Below are 23,731 nucleotides of genomic sequence, written 5' to 3' on the forward strand. Positions count from 1 at the left end.
TTACCTTGACAATGGCTCCTTATTAATGTCAAAGTAAAGGGTGACATGTTGACCTTAGGCAGGGAAAGGAGTGCAGTAGAAATGAACGCTATAGACAAAGTCATAGCCCGTATTAACGAGCTCTCTCGCAAAAACAAAACCATCGGTTTAACACCGGAGGAGCTTGTTGAACGAGACGAGCTACGCCGTCAATATCTAGACAACTTCAAAAGCAATTTCCGCAATCAACTGGATACCATTAAATGGGCGGAAGATGAAGAGGACGGAGAGAACGGCGGAGGTTCCATTAAGCACTAATGACTTCTATCATGTAGGAGGGGACGAGCATGGAATATCGGTTACTAGGCAGAAGCGGCCTAGCTGTGTCTGAGCTTTGTTTGGGAACGATGACGTTTGGCAATACAACTAGCGAGACAGATTCCATCAGTATGGTTCACCGGTTCATGGAGCAAGGCGGTAATTTCCTGGATACAGCCAATGTATATGTAGGCGGAATTTCAGAGGAGATTGTCGGACGAGCGATTAAGGACCGTCGTTCGGATGTTGTTCTGGCGACAAAGGTCAGATTCGCTACCTCTACCAATGCGAACGGCGTCGGAGTATCGAGAAAACATATTATGGATGCCGTCGAAGCAAGCTTGAAACGGCTCGATACTGACTACATAGATCTCTATCAAGTGCATGTATGGGATCATGCGACTCCAATAGAAGAAACATTGCGTGCGCTTGATGATCTTGTAACAGCAGGCAAGGTCCGATATATCGGTTGTTCGAACTTCTTTGCATGGCAGCTGATGAAGTCGCTTGCGGTTAGTGACTGGAACCGCTATGTTCGTTTTATCTCTATTCAACCACAATACAGTCTAGTCAGCCGTGAGATGGATCGCGAGATGATCTCTCTATGCCTCGAAGAGAATGTTGGTATTATTCCTTGGGCACCGCTTGGTGGCGGATTCTTAACCGGCCGCTATGGGGCAGAAGAGCCGACCAGCGGACGTCTGACATCCAAAGTAGGCGAGAGCTCTTGGGGGAATCGCGCGAACTCGAACAACTTCGCAGTGCTTGAAGCAGTTAAGCAGGCTGCGAAAGAGCTGGATAAGACACCTGCACAGGTCGCGCTTGCATGGCTGCTTCGTAGGGAAGGTATCACGTCGCCGATCTTCGGTGCGAGCACGCTTGCCCAATACGAAGAGAATATGGGTGCGATTGGCTGGTCGATGCCAGAGGCGGTATGGAAGCAGCTTGATGAGGTTAGTGCTTTGCCAAGCGAATATCCGAACCGCTTTATTGCAAAGTTCGCACGGCCGCTGTAACGAAAGAACAACATTAATTTGTGAATATGTTTTGTAGGAGGAGCATCCTTGTCAAGATCGTGGGAACGTAAAGTTCAGAAGAACCAAGCTCAAATTAACAAACAGCGGAAGAAGCGCGGTCAAAAACCACTTTTGTCCGCGACATCCAGCGTAGAAATGCTCGATACATTCAGAGGTCGCAGCTATCTAATGCCTGCGTTCCTGCTGCTGTTCATTTTATTCTATATCATCGTGACGATAACATCGGAGAACTTCAAGGATACAGGCTCTATGTTCTGGGTAACAATCGGCTGTTACGTCCTATTGGCGCTGCTCTTCATGTTCCGTCGTCCTTACCTAGCGATTGGCAAAGATTTTGTTCGTTCCCGCCGGTTTACAGGGGATCGTTCGATCTATGTGAACAACATTAAAGCGATCAATGTCCAGAAGGGCTATATCGTGATCGAGCAGCTCAAGGGCGGCAACTGGGTGTTCTCCCGTCTTATTAACCGATATCCAACTGAGCAGATGGCAGACCGCTTGCGTTCGTTTGCCGGACAGCATGAAATTCCTTTTACAGATAAATAAATAAACGAGAGTGGAGTGCAAATCATGGCTAAGCAAGCAGTTCTATTTGATCTAGATGATACGCTATTGTGGGATGACCGCAGCGTGCAAGAAGCGTTCGACGCAACTTGCGAGGCAGGAGCTGCCCAAAGCGGCGTAGATGCGAAGGCGCTTGAAGAAGCTGTGCGCCGCGAAGCGCGTGCGCTCTATGAATCGTATGAGACGTTCGCATTCACGAAAATGATCGGGATTAATCCGTTCGAAGGACTGTGGGCGAACTTCCTCGAAGGCGAGCAGAAGGAATTCCGCATGCTGCAGGAGCTCGCTCCAGGATACCGCCGCGATGCTTGGACGCGCGGACTTAAGTCACTCGGTATTGATAATCCGGAGCTCGGCGCACAGCTCGCAGAGCAATTCCCAGCGGAGCGCCGCAAGCGTCCTTACGTATACGAGGAGACGTTCGCGGTACTCGATCAGTTGAAAGGCAAATATAAGCTGCTGCTGCTAACGAACGGTTCTCCTGACCTGCAGCGCGAGAAGCTGGCCGGCGTACCTGCGATTGTTCCGTATTTCGACCACATCATCATCTCTGGCGAATTCGGCAAAGGGAAGCCTGCCGCAGAGATCTTCCACCATGCGCTTGAGCGTCTCGGCATCGAGCCGGAGAACGGCATTATGGTTGGAGATAAGCTGACGACAGATATTCTCGGCTCCAATACGATTGGCATGACATCCGTTTGGATCAACCGCCATGGCATGACTCGTACAGACGAAATCATTCCAGCTCATGAAATCAAACATCTCGAAGAATTGCTGCCGCTGCTTGTGTAATGAAGCTGCAGCCACCAAAAAAGAAGACCCGCCATCATGGCAGGTCTTCTTCTTTTCTTCGTTCATCATCCAACTGTTATGCAAAAGCAGGATCTTCGATATTCGTTGCAATCCAGCCATCTTTCTCGATAAAGAGGCGAACTGCGATAATTTCGCGGTTGTCCATAAGCGTGAAGAAATGCGCTCTGTTCTCAGGAACGGAGATGACGTCGCCAGCTTCCAGCTCAACGTCGAAGTAGCCTGTTTCTTCGTCACCTTTAATTATGAAGATGCCACGGCCGGATACAATACCGCGAATCTCATCTTCTGTATGCGTGTGGATCTGCTCGAATTTCTTCAGCAGCTCCTCGATGTTTGGAGTCGCGTCCGAGAGGGAGATGACATCCCAAATTTGGTAGCCGCGGCGTGCAGCGAGTTCGCGGATCTCTTCATCGTACGTAGACAGAATCGTTTGCTTCTCTTCGTCGGATAGTACGAATTTGTTATGAAGTTCAGCTGGCAGCTTGCTTGCTTCCCAATGCTCATACAACACTTCTTGGTTGTCTAGAAACGCACGGACGTTCTCTTCGCCGGAGATGCGTTCGTTCGTGTTGCGAATTCGAATTTCAGCCATCGCAATAATCCCTCTTTTCACAGTATCATACTTGCCAATACGATTAAGTATAGAACAATTTGGTTGCCCTGTCGACAGCGCGGACCCCATGCTTGCAAAAGGTTCTTTGCACTTACGGTGAATTCTGGTAGAGTAAAGGGAAATGATTTTTTTGGCGGAAAGGAAGACATCAATGACGAAACCGACGATTGAGGAAATGCTCGAAAGACGCATTCTTATACTAGATGGTGCAATGGGTACGATGATTCAACAGGCTGATCTCGGGCCGGATGATTTTGGCGGCGATGAGCTTGAAGGTTGTAACGAAATTCTCGTTCTCACGCGTCCTGATGTCATTCAAGGCATTCATGAGGCGTATTTGGAAGCTGGCGCGGATATTCTTGAAACAAACACGTTCGGTGCGACGGCTGTCGTACTGGCGGAATATGATATTCCGGAAAAAGCGCGGGAAATCAACCTTGCCGCTGCTAAGATCGCTCGTGCTGCAGCGGATAAGTTTACGACGGTGGACAAGCCTCGCTATGTTGCAGGCGCACTTGGTCCGACGACGAAGACGTTGTCTGTTACAGGCGGAGTTACGTTCGATCAGCTCGTAGAGGACTATTTTGAGCAATCTGTTGCACTTATTGAGGGCGGCGTTGATGCGCTTCTTCTTGAGACATCCCAAGATACGCTTAACGTAAAGGCGGGTACAATCGGCATTCATAAAGCGTTCGAAGCGACAGGCATTACGCTCCCGCTCATGATTTCGGGTACTATCGAACCGATGGGAACAACGCTTGCCGGCCAAAATATCGAGTCGTTCTACATCTCGCTGGAGCATATGAACCCGATCTCGATCGGTCTGAACTGTGCGACAGGTCCAGAGTTTATGCGCGATCATATCCGTTCACTCGCAGGCATTGCTCGTTCGGCAGTCAGCTGCTACCCGAATGCAGGCTTGCCGGATGAGAACGGCAATTACCATGAGTCGCCGGCTTCGCTCGCGAAGAAGATTGCTGACTTTGCTGAGCAAGGCTGGCTGAATATTGCCGGCGGCTGCTGCGGCACGACACCTGCACATATTCGCGCACTCGCGGAGACTCTCTCGAACTATGCGCCGCGTACGAAGATGGGCGAGCATCCACCTGCAGTTTCCGGTATTGAGACGGTATATATCGAAGAAGATAACCGTCCGATTATGATCGGTGAGCGGACGAATATTTCCGGTTCGCGTAAATTCAAACGTCTCATCAAAGAAGAGAAATTCGATGAAGCGTCTGAAATTGCTCGCGCGCAAGTGAAGAACGGCGCGCATGTCATCGACATCAATTTACAAGATACTGATATTGATGAAGCATATGCGGTTCATAAGTTCATTCCGGAAGTGGTAAAAAAGATTAAAGTGCCGCTCATGCTCGACTCCACATACGACCACATTATCGAGCTGGGCCTCAAATATTCGCAAGGTAAAGCGATCATTAACTCCATTAACCTTGAAGATGGCGAAACGAAGTTCGAGAAGATTTTGCCGCTCATTCATCGCTATGGCGCAGCGGTCGTCTGTATCCTGATTGACGAGCGCGGCCAAGCAGTATCGCGTGAAGCGAAGATGGAAGTGGCGTCTCGCTCGTATGAGCTGCTCACGGAGAAGTACGGGATGAACCCGGAAGATATTATTTTTGACCCGAATATGTTCCCGGTCGGCTCCGGCGATCCGCAGTACATCGGTTCTGCGGTTGAGACGATTGAAGGCATCAAGATGATCAAGGCGAAATATCCGAAGGCGAAGACAATTCTTGGCCTAAGCAACATCTCCTTTGGCTTGCCGGATGCAGGCCGCGAGGTGCTGAACTCCGTCTATTTGTACCACACGACCAAAGCAGGCCTTGATTACGCCATCGTAAACACAGAGAAGCTGGAGCGTTATGCATCCATTCCTGAGGAAGAGCGCCGTCTCGCGGAAGATCTCATTTTCAATACGAATGATGATACGCTCTCGGCATTCGTCGCAGCGTTCCGTGAGAAGAAGGTCGAGAAGAAGGAGAAAATATCCAATCTATCGCTCGAGGAGCGGCTTGCCTCTTATATCGTAGAAGGCACGAAGGAAGGGCTCTACCCGGATCTCGACGAAGCGCTGACCAAGTACGCGCCGCTTGATATTATTAACGGTCCGCTGATGCAAGGGATGAGTGAGGTCGGCCGTTTGTTCAATAATAATGAGCTGATCGTAGCTGAGGTGCTTCAGAGCGCCGAAGTCATGAAAGCTTCGGTTACGTATCTAGAGCCGCATATGGAGAAGGCTGATTCTGCTGTCAAAGGGAAGATTATTCTTGCGACGGTAAAAGGCGACGTGCATGATATCGGCAAAAACTTGGTTGAAATCATCTTGTCCAATAATGGCTATAAGATTATTAACCTTGGCATTAAAGTTGCTCCAGAGCAGCTCATCGAGGCTTACCGTAAGGAGCCAGCAGATGCGATTGGCTTGTCGGGTCTTCTTGTAAAATCGGCTCAGCAGATGGTGTTGACGGCACAGGATTTGCGCAATGCTGGCATCGATGCACCTATTCTTGTAGGTGGTGCAGCGCTCACGCGTAAATTCACCAAGAACCGAATTGGTCCTGAATATGATGGTCTTGTGCTGTACGCGAAGGATGCGATGGATGGACTTGATATCGCGAACAAGCTGATGAATCCAGATTCTCGCCGTGTTTATCAAGAAGAGATGGAAGCATTCAAAGCTTCCGGCGGTGCCGAAGAAGAAGAGAAGAAGCCGCTGCCTGAGCTGACACGTGCGGTGAAGTCTTCGATTAACCAGGATGCGCCAGTGTACATCCCGCCGGATACTGACCGTCATGTACTCCGAAACGTGCCTATTCCGCATATCGTGCCATACATCAATATGCAGATGCTGTTAGGTCACCATCTCGGATTAAAGGGCAATGTCGATCAATTGCTCGCTGAAGGCAATGAGAAGGCAGTTAACTTGAAGGAAACGGTTGACGGTTTGCTGGCAGACGCAGCGAAAGGGCTGCTTCAAGCTCACGGCATGTATCGCTTCTACCCGGCGCAGTCGTCGGGCAATGATATTATTATCTATGATCCGAAGCAGCCTGGCGTGGAGATTAAGCGCTTCTCGTTCCCAAGACAGCAGGTTGAGCCATACCTGTGTCTGGCGGATTACTTGAAATCGGTTGAGAGCGGCGTGATGGATTACGTCGGCTTCCTCGTCGTTACTGCCGGTGAAGGAGTCCGTGAGAAAGCAACGGAGCTGAAGGATAACGGCGACTACTTGCGTTCGCACGCACTGCAGTCCGTTGCGCTTGAAGTTGCGGAAGCGATGGCAGAGCGTGTCCATCATCTGATGCGTGATACCTGGGGCTACCCGGATCACCCGGAAATGACGATGAAGCAGCGCCACGGTGCCCGTTACCAAGGCATTCGCGTCTCGTTCGGCTATCCGGCTTGTCCGAACCTCGAAGATCAGCAGCCGCTGTTCGAGCTGATGCAGCCGGAAGATATCGGTATACAGCTGACGGAAGGCTTCATGATGGAGCCTGAAGCATCGGTATCGGCGATGGTGTTCGCACATCCGCAAGCTCAGTACTTCAACGTTGATAAAGCATAACGAATAGGAACGCATACCCACCCTCCGAAAAGCACGGTTGAATACCGTATTTCCGGAGGGTATTGTTATAGGTGATGATTGGAGGGATAGATAAGTGAAGCTTACGTTTCTCGGAACGAGTGCGGGTAGGCCGACAAAGTCACGCAATGTGACGTCGATCGCATTGTCGCTGCCCGAGCCGTTCTGCGGATTTTGGCTGTTTGATACAGGTGAAGGGACGCAGCATCGACTGCTAGCGAGCGGGCTGAAGCTGAACAAGCTGGAGCGGATCTTCATCACGCATCTGCATGGAGACCATCTATATGGCTTGCCGGGACTTCTTAGCAGTCGCTCCTATTTCGAAGGCGCGGGACCGCTGCAGGTGTATGGGCCGAAGGGTCTGAAGGCATATTTGGACGTTATCTTTCATCATAGTGGTGTGCATTTGGGCTATGAGCTTGAAGTTATTGAAGTACAGGAAGGTGTCGTCGCCGAGGATAGTCGCTTCATTATTGAAGCTGCCGCGCTCGAGCATCGCATGCCTTGCTTTGGCTATCGGATCACGGAGAAGTCGCAGCAGGGTCAGCTTAATCTGAGCTTGCTCGCTGAGCTTGGAGTGAAGCCTGGTCCAGAGTACGGCAAATTGAAGCGCGGTGAGGACATCATGCTTGAGGATGGACGTCATGTCTGTTCGGCAGAAGTGGTCGGACCGCCAATTGCCGGTCGGGTCATTACGATTCTTGGCGATACGAAGCCATGCGACAATGCGGTCGTACTGGCGCGCGGTGCTGATTTGCTCGTGCATGAGGCGACGTTTGCCGGCGGTATGGAAGAGAAGGCGGAGGCGTACGGGCACTCGACGATTCGCCAAGCAGCTGAGATTGCACAGAAGGCTGGCGCGAAGCGGCTTATCGTGACTCATTTCAGCTCGCGATTCGACGATGAAGCGGTTGCGGAGATGGTCGATGACGCGAAGCAGCTGTTCCTGAACATCGAGCCTGCGGCTGATTTTGCTGAGTTTATCGTGAAACGATAGCCGACTGCTGGGCACCACTGAGGCCATACTTACAAAATCATCATCATTCTCAAATCATCTCTTTACAGTCCGCTGTTACTCTAATTGCGATAGAGCATTATAGCGCAGACACGCGAAGGGATGATGGTGGATGGATACAGGAAGTCACCTCTTGTTTGGCGCCACATTGGCAGGACTTTCGCTCGTTGATCCGACAGTTGGTTCACATCCTGATCTGTTGTATGCGGTATTAGCCGCGACGCTGCTTGGCAGTCATGCTCCTGATTTTGATGCGGTAATGCGCTTAAAGGGCGGGTCGGCTTACATTCGCAACCATCGTGGATTGACCCATTCGCTTCCTGCACCTCTCGTCTGGGCGCCGTTCATCGGCTTACCCATTGCATGGCTCTTCGGGGTTCAGGAATGGAGCAGGATTGTCATCCTATGGGCGTTCATCGCAGTCTGCTTCCATATTACGCTCGATCTGTTTAACGCATATGGCGTGCAATGCCTGCGGCCATTCACCAGGCGATGGCTGCATCTCGATGTTCTCTGTCTATTCGATCCTTATCTATTCGGGATGCATACAGCCGCTGTGCTGCTCTGGATCACCGGCGCGACGCCGAATCCGGTGAGGATGTTTCTGCTCGTAAATGCCTTGACGCTGATTTACATGCTATGGCGGCTTCTGGTATCTCGTTCGGTAATCAGGAGCCTATGCGGAGCTTACCAAGTAAACCCGGAGCAAATCACATTAACACCAACTTTGTTCGGACTGTCATGGCAGTTTGTCATCGACAACAGTGATGATTTCATCAAAGGTAATCTGAACCGGAGCGCCATCCATGAAGAAGCGAGATTGTCCAAAAGAAGCCCAGAGAGACTTGCCGCTGCCGCTGAAGCGACAATCGACGTAGACGGCGTGCAAGCCTTTCATCATCTTGCCGCATGTATTCATGTGGACGTTGAGGAGCAAGCGGACGGCTACTTGGTGACCTGGAGCGATGTCCGTTTCTGGCACAAGAAGCATACGCCATTCACCGCCGCGGTGAGACTTGATCGTAATTTTAAGGTCATTCATGAACGAGTCGGATGGAACAAGAAGTTGTGGGAGCCGCCGTTTGTTTAATAGGAGAGCCGTCTTTGTTTGCCCGGAAGGGCAGTCGAGGACGGTTTTTTTGCTTTTTTTGCGAGACCGATTATATGAATTACTTCTATGCCCTTTTTTGGGGCTTTTACTGATAGGTATTGAAGGAGTATAATTACGAGAACAACCGTTCTATAGAAAAGAGTTGAAATTATGACCTTTAAAAAGAAAAACTTGACCGAGGTTATCCAAGAACTTAGGACAAATGAAAATATAGTAAATTGGCACGAAATCGAACCGCAGGAAGCGCGTTACAGGGAAATGCCAGAAGCTGTAGACCCCCGAATTAAAGCCGCTTTTGCCAAAAGAGGGATCGAACAGTTGTATTCCCACCAGTACACATCCTTTCAAGCAGTCGCAAAAGGCGAAAACATCGTAGCGGTCACGCCGACGGCTTCAGGCAAAACGATGTGCTACAACTTGCCCGTTCTGCAAGCGATCGCAAAGGACGAAACGAGCAGGGCGCTCTATCTCTTTCCGACCAAGGCACTTTCTCAGGATCAAAAAAGCGAACTAAATGAAATCATCGACGAAATAGGAATCGACATCAAAAGCTTCACCTATGACGGCGATACTTCGCCTGCTATTCGTCAGATCGTACGCAAGGCTGGACATATTGTCATCACAAACCCGGACATGCTGCATTCTGGGATATTGCCGCACCATACCAAATGGGTTAGCTTGTTTGAGAATCTAAAGTATGTCGTGATCGACGAGCTGCATACGTATAGAGGCGTTTTCGGGAGTCACGTTGCGAACGTGCTGCGCCGTCTTAAACGAATTTGCAGCTTTTATGGCAGCCATCCTACATTTATTTGTACATCTGCCACAATCGCGAACCCAAAGGAATTAGCGGAACAATTGACTGGGCAGCCAATGCGCCTAATTGACGATAACGGGGCGCCTAGAGGCAGGAAACATTTTGTTTTCTATAACCCGCCGATCGTAAATAAGGCACTTAACATTAGAAAAAGCGCGTCCGTTGAAGTGAATCATTTGGCGACGGAGTTTCTTAAAAACAAGATTCAAACGATCGTCTTTGCGAGGAGCCGCGTTCGCGTAGAGTTGATTCTCAGTCATCTGCAGGAATTGGTTAAAAATCAGATCGCATCTAAATCTATTCGAGGATATCGGGGCGGTTACTTGCCGAATCAGCGCAGAGAAATTGAGAAGGGATTAAGGGCCGGGGAAATCTTGGGCGTAGTAAGCACGAACGCATTAGAACTTGGTGTAGATATCGGCCAACTGCAGGTGTGCGTTATGAACGGCTACCCTGGAAGCGTGGCAAGCACTTGGCAGCAGGCAGGCCGAGCCGGGCGCCGTCACGGTGAAGCACTCATCATCATGGTAGCTAGTTCGACGCCGATAGACCAATATATCGTGAACAATCCAGATTACTTCTTCGAACGCAACCCGGAATCAGCTCGAATCAACCCCGAGAATCTTATCATCCTTGTGGATCATTTGCGGTGCGCCGCGTATGAATTGCCGTTCAAGCACAGCGAACAATTTGGGACGCTTGACGTAACGGACATCATGGACTATTTGGTAGAGGATCGGATCCTGCACAAGAACGGCGACACGTATTACTGGGCTAATCAATCTTTCCCGGCAAATAATATTGGCCTGCGTTCTGCTTCTCAGGAAAATGTAGTCATTGTAGACCAATCGAATGTAGCAGATGTGAAAATAATCGGAGAAATGGACCGCTTTAGCGCCATGACCTTGCTGCACGACGAGGCCATCTATTTGCACGAAGGGGTCCAATTCCAGGTCGAGAAGCTCGACTGGGACCACAAGAAAGCTTACGTTCGCGAAGTGGATGTAGAGTATTATACCGACGCTAACCTGGCTGTACAGCTTAAGGTACTGGAGATAGACCGAACCGCCAATCGGAATAAAGCCGCGCTTAATTATGGTGATGTTTCCATTAACGCCATACCTACTATATTTAAGAAAATCAAACTGACGACCGGAGAGAACATTGGGAGTGGTCCAATTCATCTTCCAGAAGAAGAATTGCATACGAGCGCAGCCTGGATGGAGCTTAAAGAAGTAGACCCTGAAATAGGGGTGAAGACTTTGGAACAGTTATTGCTAGGAATTGCAAACGTGCTGCGGCATATCGTGCCTGTAATGGTCATGTGCGATCGCAATGACATCCATGTCGTATCGCAAATTAAGGCGTCGCATTCCGGGCTTCCTACCGTGTTTCTTTACGATCATTACCCTGGTGGTATCGGACTGGCAGAAGAAGTGTATAAGCGCTTCGACGAAATTAAAGAAGCTGCAAAAAACCTTATCGGAAAATGCATATGTGAGGACGGGTGCCCGGCATGTATTGGAACGGAAATAAATGGAATCAATGGCAAGCGAAGAAGCATCCAGCTGCTAGCGCAGCTTTAAATCGTGCGTTTGCCATAAAGAAGAATACGAAGGGCCGTTACTGTCTAAGCGGCTGTCCGGCATGTGCCGGCTTACCAACATGAGCGGGCTGCGCGATAAGCTGCTGAGGATGCGCAGCAGTGCGGCTGCCCAAGCGGAACGGCTTGCGGGGATGGTCACGGAAGAGACGGTAAATTCGATTAATTCGATTAATTCGATTGAGTCGATGGAGTCGAATGTGAGTGAAGAGCTGCCGTCCTCCGTCCCTGCAGTTGATGAAGCAGCAACTGAGCTATCCGCTGACTGGGATGAGCTGAACGTTCGCATTGTCGAGTCGACCGAGGGAACCTTCCTTGTACGGGAGAGCCGTTACCCGCTGATGCACCGGCATGGCATTCATCAGCTCTCGGAGCTGGAGGAAACGCAGCTGCATCTGGACGTTTTCCGTAAGGAAGAGCAGCCGCAGCATGACTACACCAACCTGCTATTTCTCGACCTTGAGACGACGGGGCTAGGCGTGGGCACGGGGAATGTGCCCTTCATGGTTGGTCTGGCTTATTTGCAGGAAGATGTATTCGTCGTTGAGCAGATGTTGATTCGTCATCCCGCTGAGGAGCGGGCAATGATTGGCTACTTGTGCAATTTGCTGCCGAGCTTCACGCATCTCGTTACGTATAACGGCCGTACCTTCGATTGGCCTGTCCTTCATAATCGGTTCATATTAAACGGCTTCCGAACCTTCAAGTGGGAACCGATTCATGTTGATCTGCTGCATCCATCACGATCCATCTGGCGCAATACGCTCGTTTCCTGCAGGCTAAGCCATGTTGAAGAAGAGCGCCTTGGCATTACGCGTGAGGATGACGTGCCTGGATCGCAGGCACCGGCAATCTATTTTCAGTATCTCGCGGATGGGAAGCCGCAGCCGCTGCTTGGCGTATTCGAGCACAATGAATGCGATATGCTCTCGCTCGCCGTTCTCGCCATCCGGTTCGGACATTTGCTAAGCGGTGGACTAGGCAAGCAGGTCGCGCTGCCGAGTGAAGCCGAGGAGCTTCTTCGCACAGGACTTTGGCTCGAGCGGATGGGGAAGACAGAGCTTGCAGAGCCGTTATATGCATTGATGACCGATCATCCTCGAATCTCGCAAAAATGCTTGTGTATGCTGGCGGAGCGGGACAAGAAATGTGGAAATTGGGAGCGTGCTGTGTTATTGTGGCAGAAGGCTGTGCAAGATGCAGAAGCTGCCAATTGGCCGGATTATGAGGCTCATATCGAGCTAGCGATGTATTATGAGCATCGGACCAAGGAACTGCAGGCGGCGCTCTCGCTAGCAGAGGAAGCGCATTCGATCGCACTGCGTCGGCACGCTGTGCGTCGAGTTCAGAATAAGCAAAGAACGGAGCTTGAGCTGATTCGCAAGCGGATCGACCGATTACGCGGTAAACTGCTGAAATGGAACCGAATAGAACAAGCAGAATAGGAGTGGACGATTATGGGTGCTACGCACGCACTTCGCGGTCTGCTCATTGATTTGGACGGAACGCTTTATCATGGCGGCATTATGATTCCTGGTGCTGATGAGCTTATACAGATGCTCCGAGAGCAGGAGCTGAGCTATTTATTTGTAACGAATAATTCAACTGCAACGCCTGAGGTCGTTGCAGAGCGGCTGCAAGCGATGGGGATTCCCGCAAGTGCTGATGAGGTGTGCACCTCCGCGCAAGGGGCAGCAGCCTACATTGCGCAGCAGCAGCCGAATGCACGCGTACATGTCATTGGCGAATCGGGCTTGCGTGCAGCGCTCGAAGCTGCCGGATTGCAGCTTGTCGAAGACGAACCAGACATTGTCGTGCAAGGAATCGACCGGGAGCTGACATACGATAAGCTTGCCAAAGCGGTGCAATTCATTCGCAGCGGTGCGCAGTATATTCTTACGAACCCAGACCTGCTGCTTCCTTCCGAGCATGGTCTCATTCCAGGGGCAGGCTCCATATCTGCGCTCCTTCGCACTGCGACTGGCGTCACACCAACTGTGATCGGCAAGCCATCGTCGATATTGATGGATTTTGCTTTGCAGCGCATGGGGCTGGAGTCTGGAGAAGCGTGGGTAATCGGCGATAACCCGGCAACCGATATCGCTGCAGGGCATGCCGCAGGTTGCAGGTCGATCCTTGTTTTAACCGGGCTCGCAACTGGCGACAATTATAAAGAGCTGCTGACCGCAGCAGGCTGCGAAGCAGATGTCATCATTCATGACTTATATCAACTAAAGCAGTACATTCGTGATCAGCTGGCGAGTTCTTAATCGCCGATAGGAAGGAAGTTGTACGATGCCGGAATATCCGGAAATGGAACATTACCGCTCCATGCTGGCGGAACGCATATCAGGCCAGCCAATTTTGAAGGTCGCCGTCACCAGGGAAAAGTCGATTAACGTCCCCGTGGAGACATTCGAAGCGGAGCTGGTCGGCCGAACGGTGTGGTTCGTCGAGCGCCGCGGTAAGATGCTTCTCTTCCATCTCGATAACGGGAAACGGTTGCTCCTTCATCTCATGCTTGGCGGATTAATCCGTTATGAATCGAATATTCCGAATGATGATGGTACGATGCCAGAACGATCAGACCGCTCCGTTCAGGTCGCGATTAGCTTCCCGTTAGGCGATCTGTGCTTCAGCGGTCTCCGTCTCGGTTATTTGCATCTTCTCTCCGTGAAGGAAGCCAGCGCGAAGCTTGCTGATCTTGGGCCGGAGCCGTTCGACAAATGGCTTACATTGCCGAAGTTCGTCGAGCGATTCAAAGGCAAGCGCGGATCGCTGAAGACGGCGTTCGTCGAGCAGCGCGTCATTGCGGGAATCGGCAACTGCTATGCCGATGAGATCGCTTTTGTAGCTGGTGTTAAGCCATCTGCGCGCATTTCGGATATCGAGTCCGAAACTTGGGAGCGCATCTACAACGCCATGCATAGCACGCTTGAGCGGGCAGTAGGTTATGGCGGTTATATGGAGCTGCCGCTTACGAACAATGATACCGTGACTGGCGGCTATAATGAGCATTGCCTCGTCTATGATCGCGGCGGCGAGCCATGCGTCAACTGTGGAACGCCCATTACACAAGAAGAGCTAAATTCACGCAAAGTGTTCTATTGCAGCCAATGTCAGAAGGACAGGTGAGCAAGACGTATGCGACTCGGCTTTCATGTATCGACGAGGGGCGGTTACGTGCAGGCGGCGCGCAAAGTAAAACAGCTTGGCGCGAACGCATTTCAATATTTTCCGAAAAACCCGCGAAGTCTTGCTCTTAAGACGCCTGATTTGAACGATGCGCAGCGGTGTGCTGCATATTGCCGAGAACAAGGAATCGTCTCCATCGCGCACTCGCCATACTTGACGAACGTTGCGTCAGAAGACGCGGAGCTTCGAGCGAGGACGGTGCTGTCGCTGCTGAACGATCTCGAGATCGCGGAGGCATGCGGGTCGCTGGGAGTCGTCGTTCATTTCGGCGTGTACAAAGGTGCAGACCCATTGGAGGGTTATCGTAACGCAGTGCTGGCGCTTAGTGCAGTCACGTCACAATGGCAAGGCAGCGCGAAGCTGCTCATTGAGAACCAAGCTGGCGATTCGACATTCATGGGGACGACGATGGAGGAGCTGGCGCAAATCCGCAGCCTATCTATTGATTCGCACAAAATCGGCTTTTGCCTCGATACTTGTCATCTGTTCGCAAGCGGCGTTTGGGATGGGAGTCCGGATGCCGAATGGTTTCATAAAGCGAAGGAGCTTGGTGTGCTCGAGCATCTGACAGCTGTTCATCTGAACGATTCGGTCTATCCGAGCGGTGAGAAAAGAGATCGCCATGCGCGCATAGGTGAAGGTTATATCGGCGAAGCAGGGCTTGGTTGGCTTCTGAGGCATCCGCTTATGGCAGAGGTGCCTTTCGTGCTTGAGACACCAGCGGATTCTGATGGTACACATCGTCAGCAGCTTGAACGTATTCGGCGTCTGAGGGGAGTCGAGCAGGTTGATTAACGTTTATTTAGATGATTTTCGGCCGTGTCCAAAAGGATTCGTCCTTGCTAAGACGGCAGAGGAATGCAAGCTGCTGCTGGAGCATGAAGAAGTAGATATGCTAACGCTGGATTTCGATCTCGGATGGGGACAGCCAACCGGTTTAAGCGTCGTACAGTATATCGTCGACAGCGGCCGGTATCCGCGCTCTTGTTATTTTCATACTTCAAGTCCTGCTGGTCGTATGCAGATGATACATTTACTGACGCAGCATGCGCCATTACATATCCGTATTCATCACGGCCCGATGCCGGGGTGAGCGCGGCTCGAACATATGGGAGGGTAAATAGTGATTACGTTAAAAGACATAACGTTCCGTCGTGAGGAGCGTCAAATACTTAGTGGCATTAATCTTCAAGTGAATAAAGGCGAGCATTGGGTCATTCTCGGCCGCAATGGCTGCGGGAAGACGACGCTGCTTGAGATGATGACTGGCTATCAGTTCCCATCCTCGGGTACTGTAGATGTGCTTGGCAATCGCTTCGGCGAATGCGATGTACGGGAAGTGCGCAAGGAAATTGGCTACATTAGCCAATCCGTTCTAGAGAAGCTGACAATGCGTGACCCGGTATGGGAAGTAGTCGCAACAGGCGAGTACGCTTTCCTGCGTTTCTACCAAACAATCGACGAGGAGGTTCGTCAGAAGGCTCTTCGCCTACTGGATGAGGTTGGGATCCTGTATACGGCAGAGCAAACGCTGGCGACACTATCTCAAGGCGAACGCAAAAAAGTGCTGCTTGCTCGCGCGCTCATGTCGAATCCGAAGATTCTCATTATGGACGAGCCTTGCGCGGGACTTGATCTCTATGAACGCGAGAAGCTGTTGATTGATCTTGGCCATTTGAGCAAGCGTGACATTACTGTCGTTTATGTTACGCATCATATGGAGGAAATTATCCCGCTATTCACGCATGTTGCGCTCGTGCAGGACGGGAAGATTCTATCAGCGGGGCCGAAGAAAGAAGTGCTAAGTCCAGAATGGCTCAGCCGTGCATACGACTGGCCAGTTGAAGTAGAATGGGCGGATGACCGCCCGTGGATCCGGGCATTACCAGGAGGCATAATAAAGTGAGTCATTGGATAGGGACAGCGAACCACGGCTTTGCATCGCTTGCGATGGAAGAGCTGCGCCGGTTCGTTAATGGCATTAAATTCACCCAGCTAATCGCGGGGGAAGTATTCAAGATGGAAGTACCGCTTAGCCGCGAAGAGCTGCTCGACCTGCTGCAGAAGAATGAACCAGTCTTCCTGCGCCACATTCAGCACATCGAGCGCGCTCTGCCGATTCAAGGCAGTGCAGACGATCTGCAGGCGCTGTCTGAGCTGGTTCGCCACGCACGCTCGCGCGTAGCTGATCAAACTGTAGCGGTTCATCTCCGCCGCGTGGAGAAAACGCCGTTCATGTATTCCGCTGCCGATACGAAGTCGGTGCTGGATGCGGTCTTAATGGAAGTCGGCGCTGAGACAGTCATGCAGTCGCCTGACGTGATCCTGTCGATCTTTGCAGGAGCGGAGGAGCTCTATGTTGGCTGGGGTACACCGGCTGAACAGTTGTCTGATTGGCCTGGAGGCGCAGTGCGCTTTCAACGCGAAGAAGGGCAAATTTCCCGGGCGAAATTTAAGCTGCTCGAAGCAGAGCGTGCTTTCAAGCTATACTTTGAAACCTATAAGCAAGCTGTGGACATCGGCGCTGCACCTGGCGGCTGGACACAGCTGCTGCTTGAGCGTGGACTGCGCGTAACGTCCATCGACCCGGCTAATTTGCATCCGTCGCTTTCGGCTTACCCGAGGCTGACGGTGATGAAGAAGAATGCGTCGGATGTCAATTTTCCATCGGGAACGTTCGATCTTCTCGTCTGCGATATGAGCTGGAGCCCGATGCAAATGGCGAAGCTCGTACTTGAGAAGACAGACGCACTCTCGGATGGCGCGACAGCGATCATCACGCTGAAGCTGATGCATAAGAAGCCGCTGCAGACGATCCGTGATGTCGTTGCGAAGCTGGAAAGTGCGTTCGAGCTGAAGAAGGCGAAGCAATTGTTCCACAACCGCGACGAAATTACGTTATACTTGGTGAAGAAGTAGAAATAGAAGTAGCGTTACCATATGAAAATGGGAAAGCATCCCGATTGAACCGACTGCTCAGCAGTTGCTCTTTCGGGGTGCTTTTTTTGGTTAGTAATTTTTTTATGAATCAGGAGGGGTCGATATGGATCGGAATAAGCAAGTAACTCATAGTTATGAGCCTGGCGACATCATAGGAGGGCGCTACCTTGTAATTGGTCGTATTGGACGCGGAGGTATGGGGGAGGTGTATGCTGCTGAGGATATCCGTCTGCAGGGCAAGCTTCGAGCTGTGAAAATGAACCTTGTGAACCAAGATCATGCATCACGCAGTGCTGAAGAAGCAGGACTTCTCATGCGGCTGAACCATCCACATCTGCCGCTTATTATTGATTATTTTCCGCCAGATCAGCAAGGTCATGAGCTGTTAGTCATGGATTATATCGACGGCATGACCTTACAAGCTTATATGACTGAGCACGAAGGCATTATCCCTGCTGCCCGTGCTGCCGATATCGGCATCCAGCTGGCAGATGCGCTGCATTACCTGCATACTCGAAACCCGGCCATTATTCATCGTGACTTGAAGCCTACGAACGTTATGATAGATCGGAGCGGTTTCGTGCGTCTGATTGACTTTGGCATTGCGCGGGAATACAAGCCTGGGAAGGAACAGGACACTGTTCGGCTTGGAACGCCGGGCTTTGCCGCGCCTGAGCAGGAAGGAGAGCAGCAGAGTGATGTTCGGACGGACGTATTCGGCTTAGGAGCACTTCTTTATTACTTACTTAGTGGGGGGAGGAAAGTGGCAGTTGATGATGGTACGCGGAATTCAGGACCTCATCTGCTCCCTCATGTGCCGCAAGAACTAGCAGCAGTCATAAGCCGTATGATCGACCCGAATCCGAGCTTCCGGTACAGCAATGTCATGGAGGCGCAAAACGCGCTTACGAAATGTCTTCACGGACTGCCCGCAATAAGCGATGATGTCCACCATGAGAAGAGTAGGTCTTACCGGAAACAAAGCATCATGATTGCTTCGTTATCGCCTGGAGCAGGCGGGACCTTCATCGCATTGACACTTGCACACTTGCTTCAGGCACGCCAAATCCCATGTGCAGCGATTGAGCATCCCGAGCTCGAGCCAGAATGGCATGCGCTTCTAGCACAGCCTGCCAAGCAGCATCCTGTTGCGCTCACAGTACCCATATATCGCAGCTTCTACTCGTCAAGCTCGCGACTACTTCAATGGTTCATGCTTGAGCCAGCCATCATGCAGTCAAGTCTCGACTCTGCGATGCAATACAAGCTGCTAAGCGCCTCCATTTCAGCGCCAATTCGGATTACGGATGTCTCTAGTAGATGGACTTCACAATCATCGCGGACATCTGAGATGGAGCTCCAGTTGATCCAATGCGAGCTGCTTGTGTTCGTAGTTGATCCCGCGGTGTCCAAATGGACGCCTCATCGTATGAAAGCGGCCGAACGCATCAGCTATGAGCGTGATCAGGCAGGCAAAGAGACATACTGGCTTGCGAACAAAACGATGAAGTTCCGATATCGCGGCGAATGGATCAGCGCAATTCCGAAGAAGCCGCTCTGCGAAATCCCGCTGCTGCCAGCTGAAGAATGGGTGCAGCAGCAATGGTCAGGGTCATGGGCGACAGCGAATAGAAGCTGGCTTCCCAAGCTGGAACGTGCTTTAAACCCGCTCATAGCACGGATCGACAAGGCTCGCTAATGCTTGCAATGGCTCATCTGCTTCTTTATGATAGTGAAGAAGTCTACTACGAAGTGGGTGCGAACCAAGAATGAACGAACGCATTCTAGTCATCGAAGATGAGGACGGTATTGCCAGGGTCCTCCAATTAGAGCTGGAACATGAAGGTTATATAGTCGGTCGCGCTGCTAACGGCAGGAGTGGCTTGGAGCAAGCGACGAACGGCGAATGGGATATGCTGCTGCTTGATGTCATGCTGCCAGAGCTGAACGGTATTGAAGTGCTGCGCCGAATTCGCCAGTCCGGCAATCCGATTCCGATTATTTTGCTGACTGCGCGCGATACGATTCCTGATAAAGTAAGCGGCTTTGAGCATGGAGCTAACGATTATATTACGAAGCCATTCGCGATGGAGGAGCTGCTGGCGCGTGTCCGCAATCTGCTGCGAATTTTCCAAGCACAGCCGAAGGAAGCGGAGAGCCCCGATGTGCTTAAAGTGGCTGATCTGTCGATTGAGCTGCGCACACGCAAAGTGTATCGCAAAGATGTGCTGATCGAGCTCACCCCGCGGGAATTTGAGCTGCTCGTCTACTTGGCGGAGCATCGGAACGAGGAGAAGTCACGGGAAGATATTTTGTCCGAAGTATGGGGCTATGATTTCATCGGCGAGACCAATCTGGTTGACGTGTACATTCGATATTTGCGGCAGAAGATTGATAAAGGCTATCGACATAAGCTTATTCATACCGTGCGCGGCGTCGGCTACATGCTGAAGGAGCCGGATGCATGACGCTGCGAAGAAGGTTCACGTTCTTTACGATCTTTTGGCTTATTTTCATTCTGATCTTGTTTAATATTTTCGTTTATTTATTTGTGATCAAAATCACGATGAGAAGCGAAGATCAGCTGCTTACGAATAAAGTGAATATTCTGCTTGAGGATAGGCGAATTAGCGAACCGTCGCAGCTGTCGAACGCGGATCTGCTCAGAGATTACTACAATGTCGACGAGCTGATGCGCATCGTAAACAGCAGCGGCAAGATACTCAATTCGCAAGGGTCAGACCCTGAGCTGCTCGCGCTTAAGCCAGTGTTTACAAACAAGCATGATACGGGCATGTTCTTCATCGAAGGACGCAGAGTGCTCTATATGAAGGTGCCGCTCTACAAGAACAATGAAGTGATCGGTACGCTAGAGATTTACCGCAAGCTGCAGCTGCTAGACAGCTACTTGCAAGTGCTTGTTATCGCGCTGACGATTACGAGTATCGGCGCCATTCTATTCGCTATCTTCGGTACCTATTGGTTCACCTCCAGGCTCACGTCGCCAATACAGCATATGGTGCAGACGATGAGGGAGATCGACAGAAGCGGGAAGCTGCGGCAGATCGAGCTTGCGCAGCGCGATCAGTCTGCTGAGCTGCTGCAGCTGGCGCGGGCGTTTAATCAGATGATTAATCGCCTCGATCGGCAGTTTGAGCGGCAGAAGCAGTTCGTCGCAGACGCATCGCATGAGCTGAAGACGCCGCTTACGGTCATAAGCAGCTATGCCGGCATGTTGAAGCGATGGGGGCGCGATGACGCGAATATTCGCGATGAAGCGATTGAAGCGATCAGCAAGGAATCGCAGCGGCTGCAAAATTTGACGAAGTCCATGCTGCAGCTGGCTCACGCAGAGCAGGAAGATTGGCTAAACATCGAGAGCTTCAATCTCGTACAATTAGCGGACGAGACGGCAGATATGCTGCATTTGACGTTCCAGCGAATGATTCGTGTACATACGGGCAAGCAGGATGTCAGGCTGAATGGAGACAAGGACAAGATCCGCCAGCTCCTCGTCATTCTGCTCGATAATGCCATTAAATACAGTAAAGACGCGATCGATATTACGTTATCCGTGAACAAAGGTATCGTACGTTTGTCCGTATCGGACAAAGGGATTGGCATCCCTGAGGACGAAATATCGAATCTGTTCGAGCGTTTCTACCGCGTCGACGGCGCGAGAAGCCGGGCTACCGGGGGAGCAGGTCTTGGCTTATCTATCGCCAAACGCATTGTCGATATGCATGAAGGCAAGATCGACGTGTTCAGCAAGCCAGATCAAGGGACGACGATTTCGGTAGCGCTGCCGCAAAAGAAATAAACGAATAGGAGATGCGAAATGAGCAGTTTACGAGTATGTGCCGTGCAATACAAGCTTGCGGATATCGCCAGCTTCGATGAATTTGCCGCGCAATCTACACACTATGTGAGGAACGCATCCGAGTATGGCGTTCAGTTTGTTTTATTTCCGGAATTTTTCACGACGCAGCTTCTGTCTATTGGAGATGAACAAGGACGTCCGCTCCCGATCGAGCGGCTGCCAGAATTTACAGACCGCTATATCGCGCTGTTTCAGTCACTCGCAGCCGAATACAGCATGCATATCATTGGCGGTACTCATGTCATTGATGTTGGCGGCGGCAAGCTGAATAACTCTGCGCATCTATTCTATCCAAGCGGTCGCGTTGAGCGGCAAGCGAAGCTGCATATGACGCCGACCGAGCGTGATGAATGGAATATGCAACCCGGCGATGGGCTGCAAGTGTTTGATACGGAGTTTGGCACAATCGCGATGCTGACCTGTTATGATATCGAGTTTCCGGAGATCGTTCGGATGGCGAGAGCCAAAGGCGCGGACATTATTTTCTGCCCATCCTGTACGGATGACCGTCATGGCTTCTATCGTGTTCGCTACTGCTGCCATGCAAGAGCGGTTGAGAATCAAGTATACATCGTGACGACAGGTACAGTCGGCTCGCTGCGCAAAGTCGATTTCATGCGCGCGAACTTCGGACAAGCAGCCGTTATATCGCCTAATGACATTCCGTTCCCACCTGCAGGCATCATGACGGAAGGCATTATTAACGATGATATGCTCGTTGTCGCTGATCTCAATGTCCAGCTGCTTCACGATGTTCGCGCAGCCGGTTCTGTTACGACTTGGCGTGACCGCCGAATAGATCTGTACGGCGATTGGAAGTGAGCCTTAAAAGGGGGATTCATTCGCGAGATGCGTAAATCGTTAATCGTCTACTTGAACGGCAAGCCCATCGAGATTGTAATTCGCAATTACACGGCTGCCGATATGGAAGGCATGATTGAGATCCAGCGGGTCAGCTTCCCGCCGCCATTCCCATCCGAGCTGTGGTGGAATGAGGAGCAGCTCATGCAGCATATTGCGTTGTTTCCGGAAGGGGCAATATGCGCAGAAATGGACGGCAAGCTCATCGGATCGATGACTGCTCTACGAGTAAGCGACGAGCAGCTGCAAGCTGATCACAGCTGGGAGTCCATCACAAGCAGCGGTTATATTACGAACCACGATCCGCAAGGCTCTACGCTCTATGTCGTAGATCTGTGCGTCATTCCGGAGCTGCGCAAAGCCGGCATAGGCAAGTGGCTCATGCTCTCCATGTACGACGTTGTTGTTCACCTTCGGCTCACTCGTTTGCTGGGAGGCGGACGAATGCCAGGCTATCATAAAGTGATGGACGAAGTATCCGCAGAGCAATACCTGCAAGGGATTATCGAAGGGAAGTTCAATGATCCTGTTATCTCATTCTTACTTAGATGCGGCCGGATGCCGGTCGGTGTTGCGGACAATTATTTGGAAGATGATGAATCCTGCAACTATGCAGCTCTAATGGAATGGCGCAATCCTTTTATAACCTAATCTACCTAACCGAGAGGATGTACTGAACAATGGACTATATCCGTATCATATCCATTCATGATCCGCTGTTTGCCAGCATGCACAAGCTGCTTGAAACGGTTTTCCCTCCTGAAGAAGTATATGCCTATGAAAAATGGGAAGGTCCGCTGCAGGATGACAGCATCCATGTGTACGTAGCTGTACATGAGGGTGAAGTGGTCGGCACAACCGAATATCGTTACTATCCGAAGCTTCGCGTTGCTATGACGGATTTCACGATTATTGGTCGCCCAGGCCTTGGCATCGGCCGTTTCCTGATGAAGAACAGAAGCGCTGATCTGGCGCACTTGGCTGCAGCGAGCGAGACGGAGTCGCTCGGCATGTTCGCGGAGATTTATAACCCTGCGCTTGCGCAATCAGACTTCGGCGGCATCTACCCGATGAGCCCGTTTGTCCGTCGCGAGGTGCTATCGCATATCGGCTATATGCGGCTTGATTTCCCATATGTACATCCTTCATGGGAAGAGGACGGCGCGGCTGTCGGTGGCTTGGACTTCTGTTTCTTGCCACAGGACGAGGACAGAACGGAGCTCCCGGCCTCTCTCGTGACTGATTTTCTAACAACGTACTATTCTGCGCTGCCGATTAAGCCGGATGAATGGTATGCCATGATGGAGCAGCTTAAGACCAAGACAACAATCGCACTGCTTCCACTGTAGGCGGAGGCTTGTCTACTTAAAGGAGTGAT

General features: G+C 51.2%; 22 protein-coding genes. 21 read left to right on the forward strand and 1 reads right to left on the reverse strand.

Going from position 1 to position 23,731, the window contains the following annotated elements; all coding sequences use genetic code 11:
* The first annotated feature begins 81 nt into the window (after positions 1 to 81).
* The 4 genes from AC0LWF_RS03950 to AC0LWF_RS03965 are packed head-to-tail and all read left to right on the forward strand — an operon-like array spanning position 82 to position 2,690.
* On the forward strand, positions 82 to 297 hold the full coding sequence (locus tag AC0LWF_RS03950) for a DUF896 domain-containing protein (protein WP_474650233.1): 216 nt from the start codon (positions 82 to 84) through the stop codon (positions 295 to 297).
* 29 nt (positions 298 to 326) lie between these two features.
* Positions 327 to 1,313 carry an aldo/keto reductase gene (locus AC0LWF_RS03955; RefSeq protein ID WP_474650234.1) on the forward strand — a complete coding sequence of 329 codons (987 nt, stop codon included), beginning with the start codon at positions 327 to 329 and terminating at the stop codon, positions 1,311 to 1,313.
* Positions 1,314 to 1,361: 48 nt separating this feature from the next.
* Entirely contained in the window at positions 1,362 to 1,880 is a 519-nt protein-coding gene (locus AC0LWF_RS03960; protein WP_474650235.1) for a hypothetical protein, read from the forward strand.
* 24 nt (positions 1,881 to 1,904) lie between these two features.
* Complete coding sequence (locus AC0LWF_RS03965; RefSeq protein ID WP_474650236.1) at positions 1,905 to 2,690, forward strand: HAD family hydrolase; 786 nt, start codon at positions 1,905 to 1,907, stop codon at positions 2,688 to 2,690.
* A 76-nt stretch (positions 2,691 to 2,766) separates the two neighbouring features.
* Here the strand turns inward: AC0LWF_RS03965 and AC0LWF_RS03970 are convergent, their stop codons facing one another.
* On the reverse strand, positions 2,767 to 3,303 hold the full coding sequence (locus AC0LWF_RS03970) for an acireductone dioxygenase (protein ID WP_474650237.1): 537 nt from the start codon (positions 3,301 to 3,303) through the stop codon (positions 2,767 to 2,769).
* 172 nt (positions 3,304 to 3,475) lie between these two features.
* Here AC0LWF_RS03970 and metH point away from each other — a divergent pair, with 172 nt between their 5' ends.
* From metH to AC0LWF_RS04055, 17 genes are all read left to right on the forward strand, one after another.
* On the forward strand, positions 3,476 to 6,913 hold the full coding sequence (metH, locus tag AC0LWF_RS03975; RefSeq protein WP_474650238.1) for a methionine synthase: 3,438 nt from the start codon (positions 3,476 to 3,478) through the stop codon (positions 6,911 to 6,913).
* Between the two features lie 94 nt (positions 6,914 to 7,007).
* The gene (rnz, locus tag AC0LWF_RS03980; protein WP_474650239.1) at positions 7,008 to 7,928 is read left to right on the forward strand and encodes a ribonuclease Z; all 921 of its coding nucleotides are present in this window, start codon (positions 7,008 to 7,010) and stop codon (positions 7,926 to 7,928) included.
* Between the two features lie 130 nt (positions 7,929 to 8,058).
* Entirely contained in the window at positions 8,059 to 9,036 is a 978-nt protein-coding gene (locus AC0LWF_RS03985; RefSeq protein ID WP_474650240.1) for a metal-dependent hydrolase, read from the forward strand.
* A 171-nt stretch (positions 9,037 to 9,207) separates the two neighbouring features.
* Positions 9,208 to 11,460, forward strand: a complete 2,253-nt coding sequence (locus AC0LWF_RS03990) for a DEAD/DEAH box helicase (RefSeq protein WP_474650241.1) — start codon at positions 9,208 to 9,210, stop codon at positions 11,458 to 11,460.
* A gap of 61 nt (positions 11,461 to 11,521) precedes the next feature.
* Positions 11,522 to 12,922 (forward strand): ribonuclease H-like domain-containing protein, encoded by a 1,401-nt coding sequence (locus tag AC0LWF_RS03995; protein WP_474650242.1) that lies wholly within the window; start codon positions 11,522 to 11,524, stop codon positions 12,920 to 12,922.
* A gap of 12 nt (positions 12,923 to 12,934) precedes the next feature.
* On the forward strand, positions 12,935 to 13,747 hold the full coding sequence (locus tag AC0LWF_RS04000; RefSeq protein WP_474650243.1) for a TIGR01457 family HAD-type hydrolase: 813 nt from the start codon (positions 12,935 to 12,937) through the stop codon (positions 13,745 to 13,747).
* 25 nt (positions 13,748 to 13,772) lie between these two features.
* Complete coding sequence (locus AC0LWF_RS04005; RefSeq protein WP_474650244.1) at positions 13,773 to 14,612, forward strand: Fpg/Nei family DNA glycosylase; 840 nt, start codon at positions 13,773 to 13,775, stop codon at positions 14,610 to 14,612.
* Between the two features lie 9 nt (positions 14,613 to 14,621).
* Positions 14,622 to 15,467, forward strand: a complete 846-nt coding sequence (locus AC0LWF_RS04010; protein ID WP_474650245.1) for a deoxyribonuclease IV — start codon at positions 14,622 to 14,624, stop codon at positions 15,465 to 15,467.
* A complete protein-coding gene (locus AC0LWF_RS04015; protein ID WP_474650246.1) occupies positions 15,460 to 15,765 on the forward strand; it encodes a cyclic-phosphate processing receiver domain-containing protein in 306 nt (101 codons plus the stop codon). Before AC0LWF_RS04010 ends, AC0LWF_RS04015 begins: the two co-directional genes overlap by 8 nt.
* Before the next feature lie 30 nt (positions 15,766 to 15,795).
* Positions 15,796 to 16,578 carry an ABC transporter ATP-binding protein gene (locus AC0LWF_RS04020; protein WP_474650247.1) on the forward strand — a complete coding sequence of 261 codons (783 nt, stop codon included), beginning with the start codon at positions 15,796 to 15,798 and terminating at the stop codon, positions 16,576 to 16,578.
* The gene (locus AC0LWF_RS04025; protein ID WP_474650248.1) at positions 16,575 to 17,591 is read left to right on the forward strand and encodes an SAM-dependent methyltransferase; all 1,017 of its coding nucleotides are present in this window, start codon (positions 16,575 to 16,577) and stop codon (positions 17,589 to 17,591) included. The genes AC0LWF_RS04020 and AC0LWF_RS04025 overlap by 4 nt, the downstream gene beginning before the upstream one ends.
* Positions 17,592 to 17,715: 124 nt before the next feature.
* Entirely contained in the window at positions 17,716 to 19,311 is a 1,596-nt protein-coding gene (locus AC0LWF_RS04030) for a serine/threonine-protein kinase (RefSeq protein WP_474650249.1), read from the forward strand.
* Between the two features lie 70 nt (positions 19,312 to 19,381).
* Positions 19,382 to 20,080 (forward strand): response regulator transcription factor, encoded by a 699-nt coding sequence (locus tag AC0LWF_RS04035; RefSeq protein ID WP_474650250.1) that lies wholly within the window; start codon positions 19,382 to 19,384, stop codon positions 20,078 to 20,080.
* Positions 20,077 to 21,432 carry a HAMP domain-containing sensor histidine kinase gene (locus AC0LWF_RS04040; RefSeq protein ID WP_474650251.1) on the forward strand — a complete coding sequence of 452 codons (1,356 nt, stop codon included), beginning with the start codon at positions 20,077 to 20,079 and terminating at the stop codon, positions 21,430 to 21,432. Before AC0LWF_RS04035 ends, AC0LWF_RS04040 begins: the two co-directional genes overlap by 4 nt.
* An 18-nt stretch (positions 21,433 to 21,450) precedes the next feature.
* The gene (locus AC0LWF_RS04045; protein WP_474650252.1) at positions 21,451 to 22,314 is read left to right on the forward strand and encodes a carbon-nitrogen hydrolase family protein; all 864 of its coding nucleotides are present in this window, start codon (positions 21,451 to 21,453) and stop codon (positions 22,312 to 22,314) included.
* 27 nt (positions 22,315 to 22,341) lie between these two features.
* Positions 22,342 to 23,004, forward strand: coding sequence for a GNAT family N-acetyltransferase (locus AC0LWF_RS04050; RefSeq protein ID WP_474650253.1), 663 nt, complete (start codon positions 22,342 to 22,344; stop codon positions 23,002 to 23,004).
* Between the two features lie 29 nt (positions 23,005 to 23,033).
* Entirely contained in the window at positions 23,034 to 23,702 is a 669-nt protein-coding gene (locus AC0LWF_RS04055; protein WP_474650254.1) for a GNAT family N-acetyltransferase, read from the forward strand.
* The last annotated feature ends 29 nt before the right edge of the window (positions 23,703 to 23,731 follow it).

Source organism: Paenibacillus sp. sgz302114, from assembly GCF_056120345.1.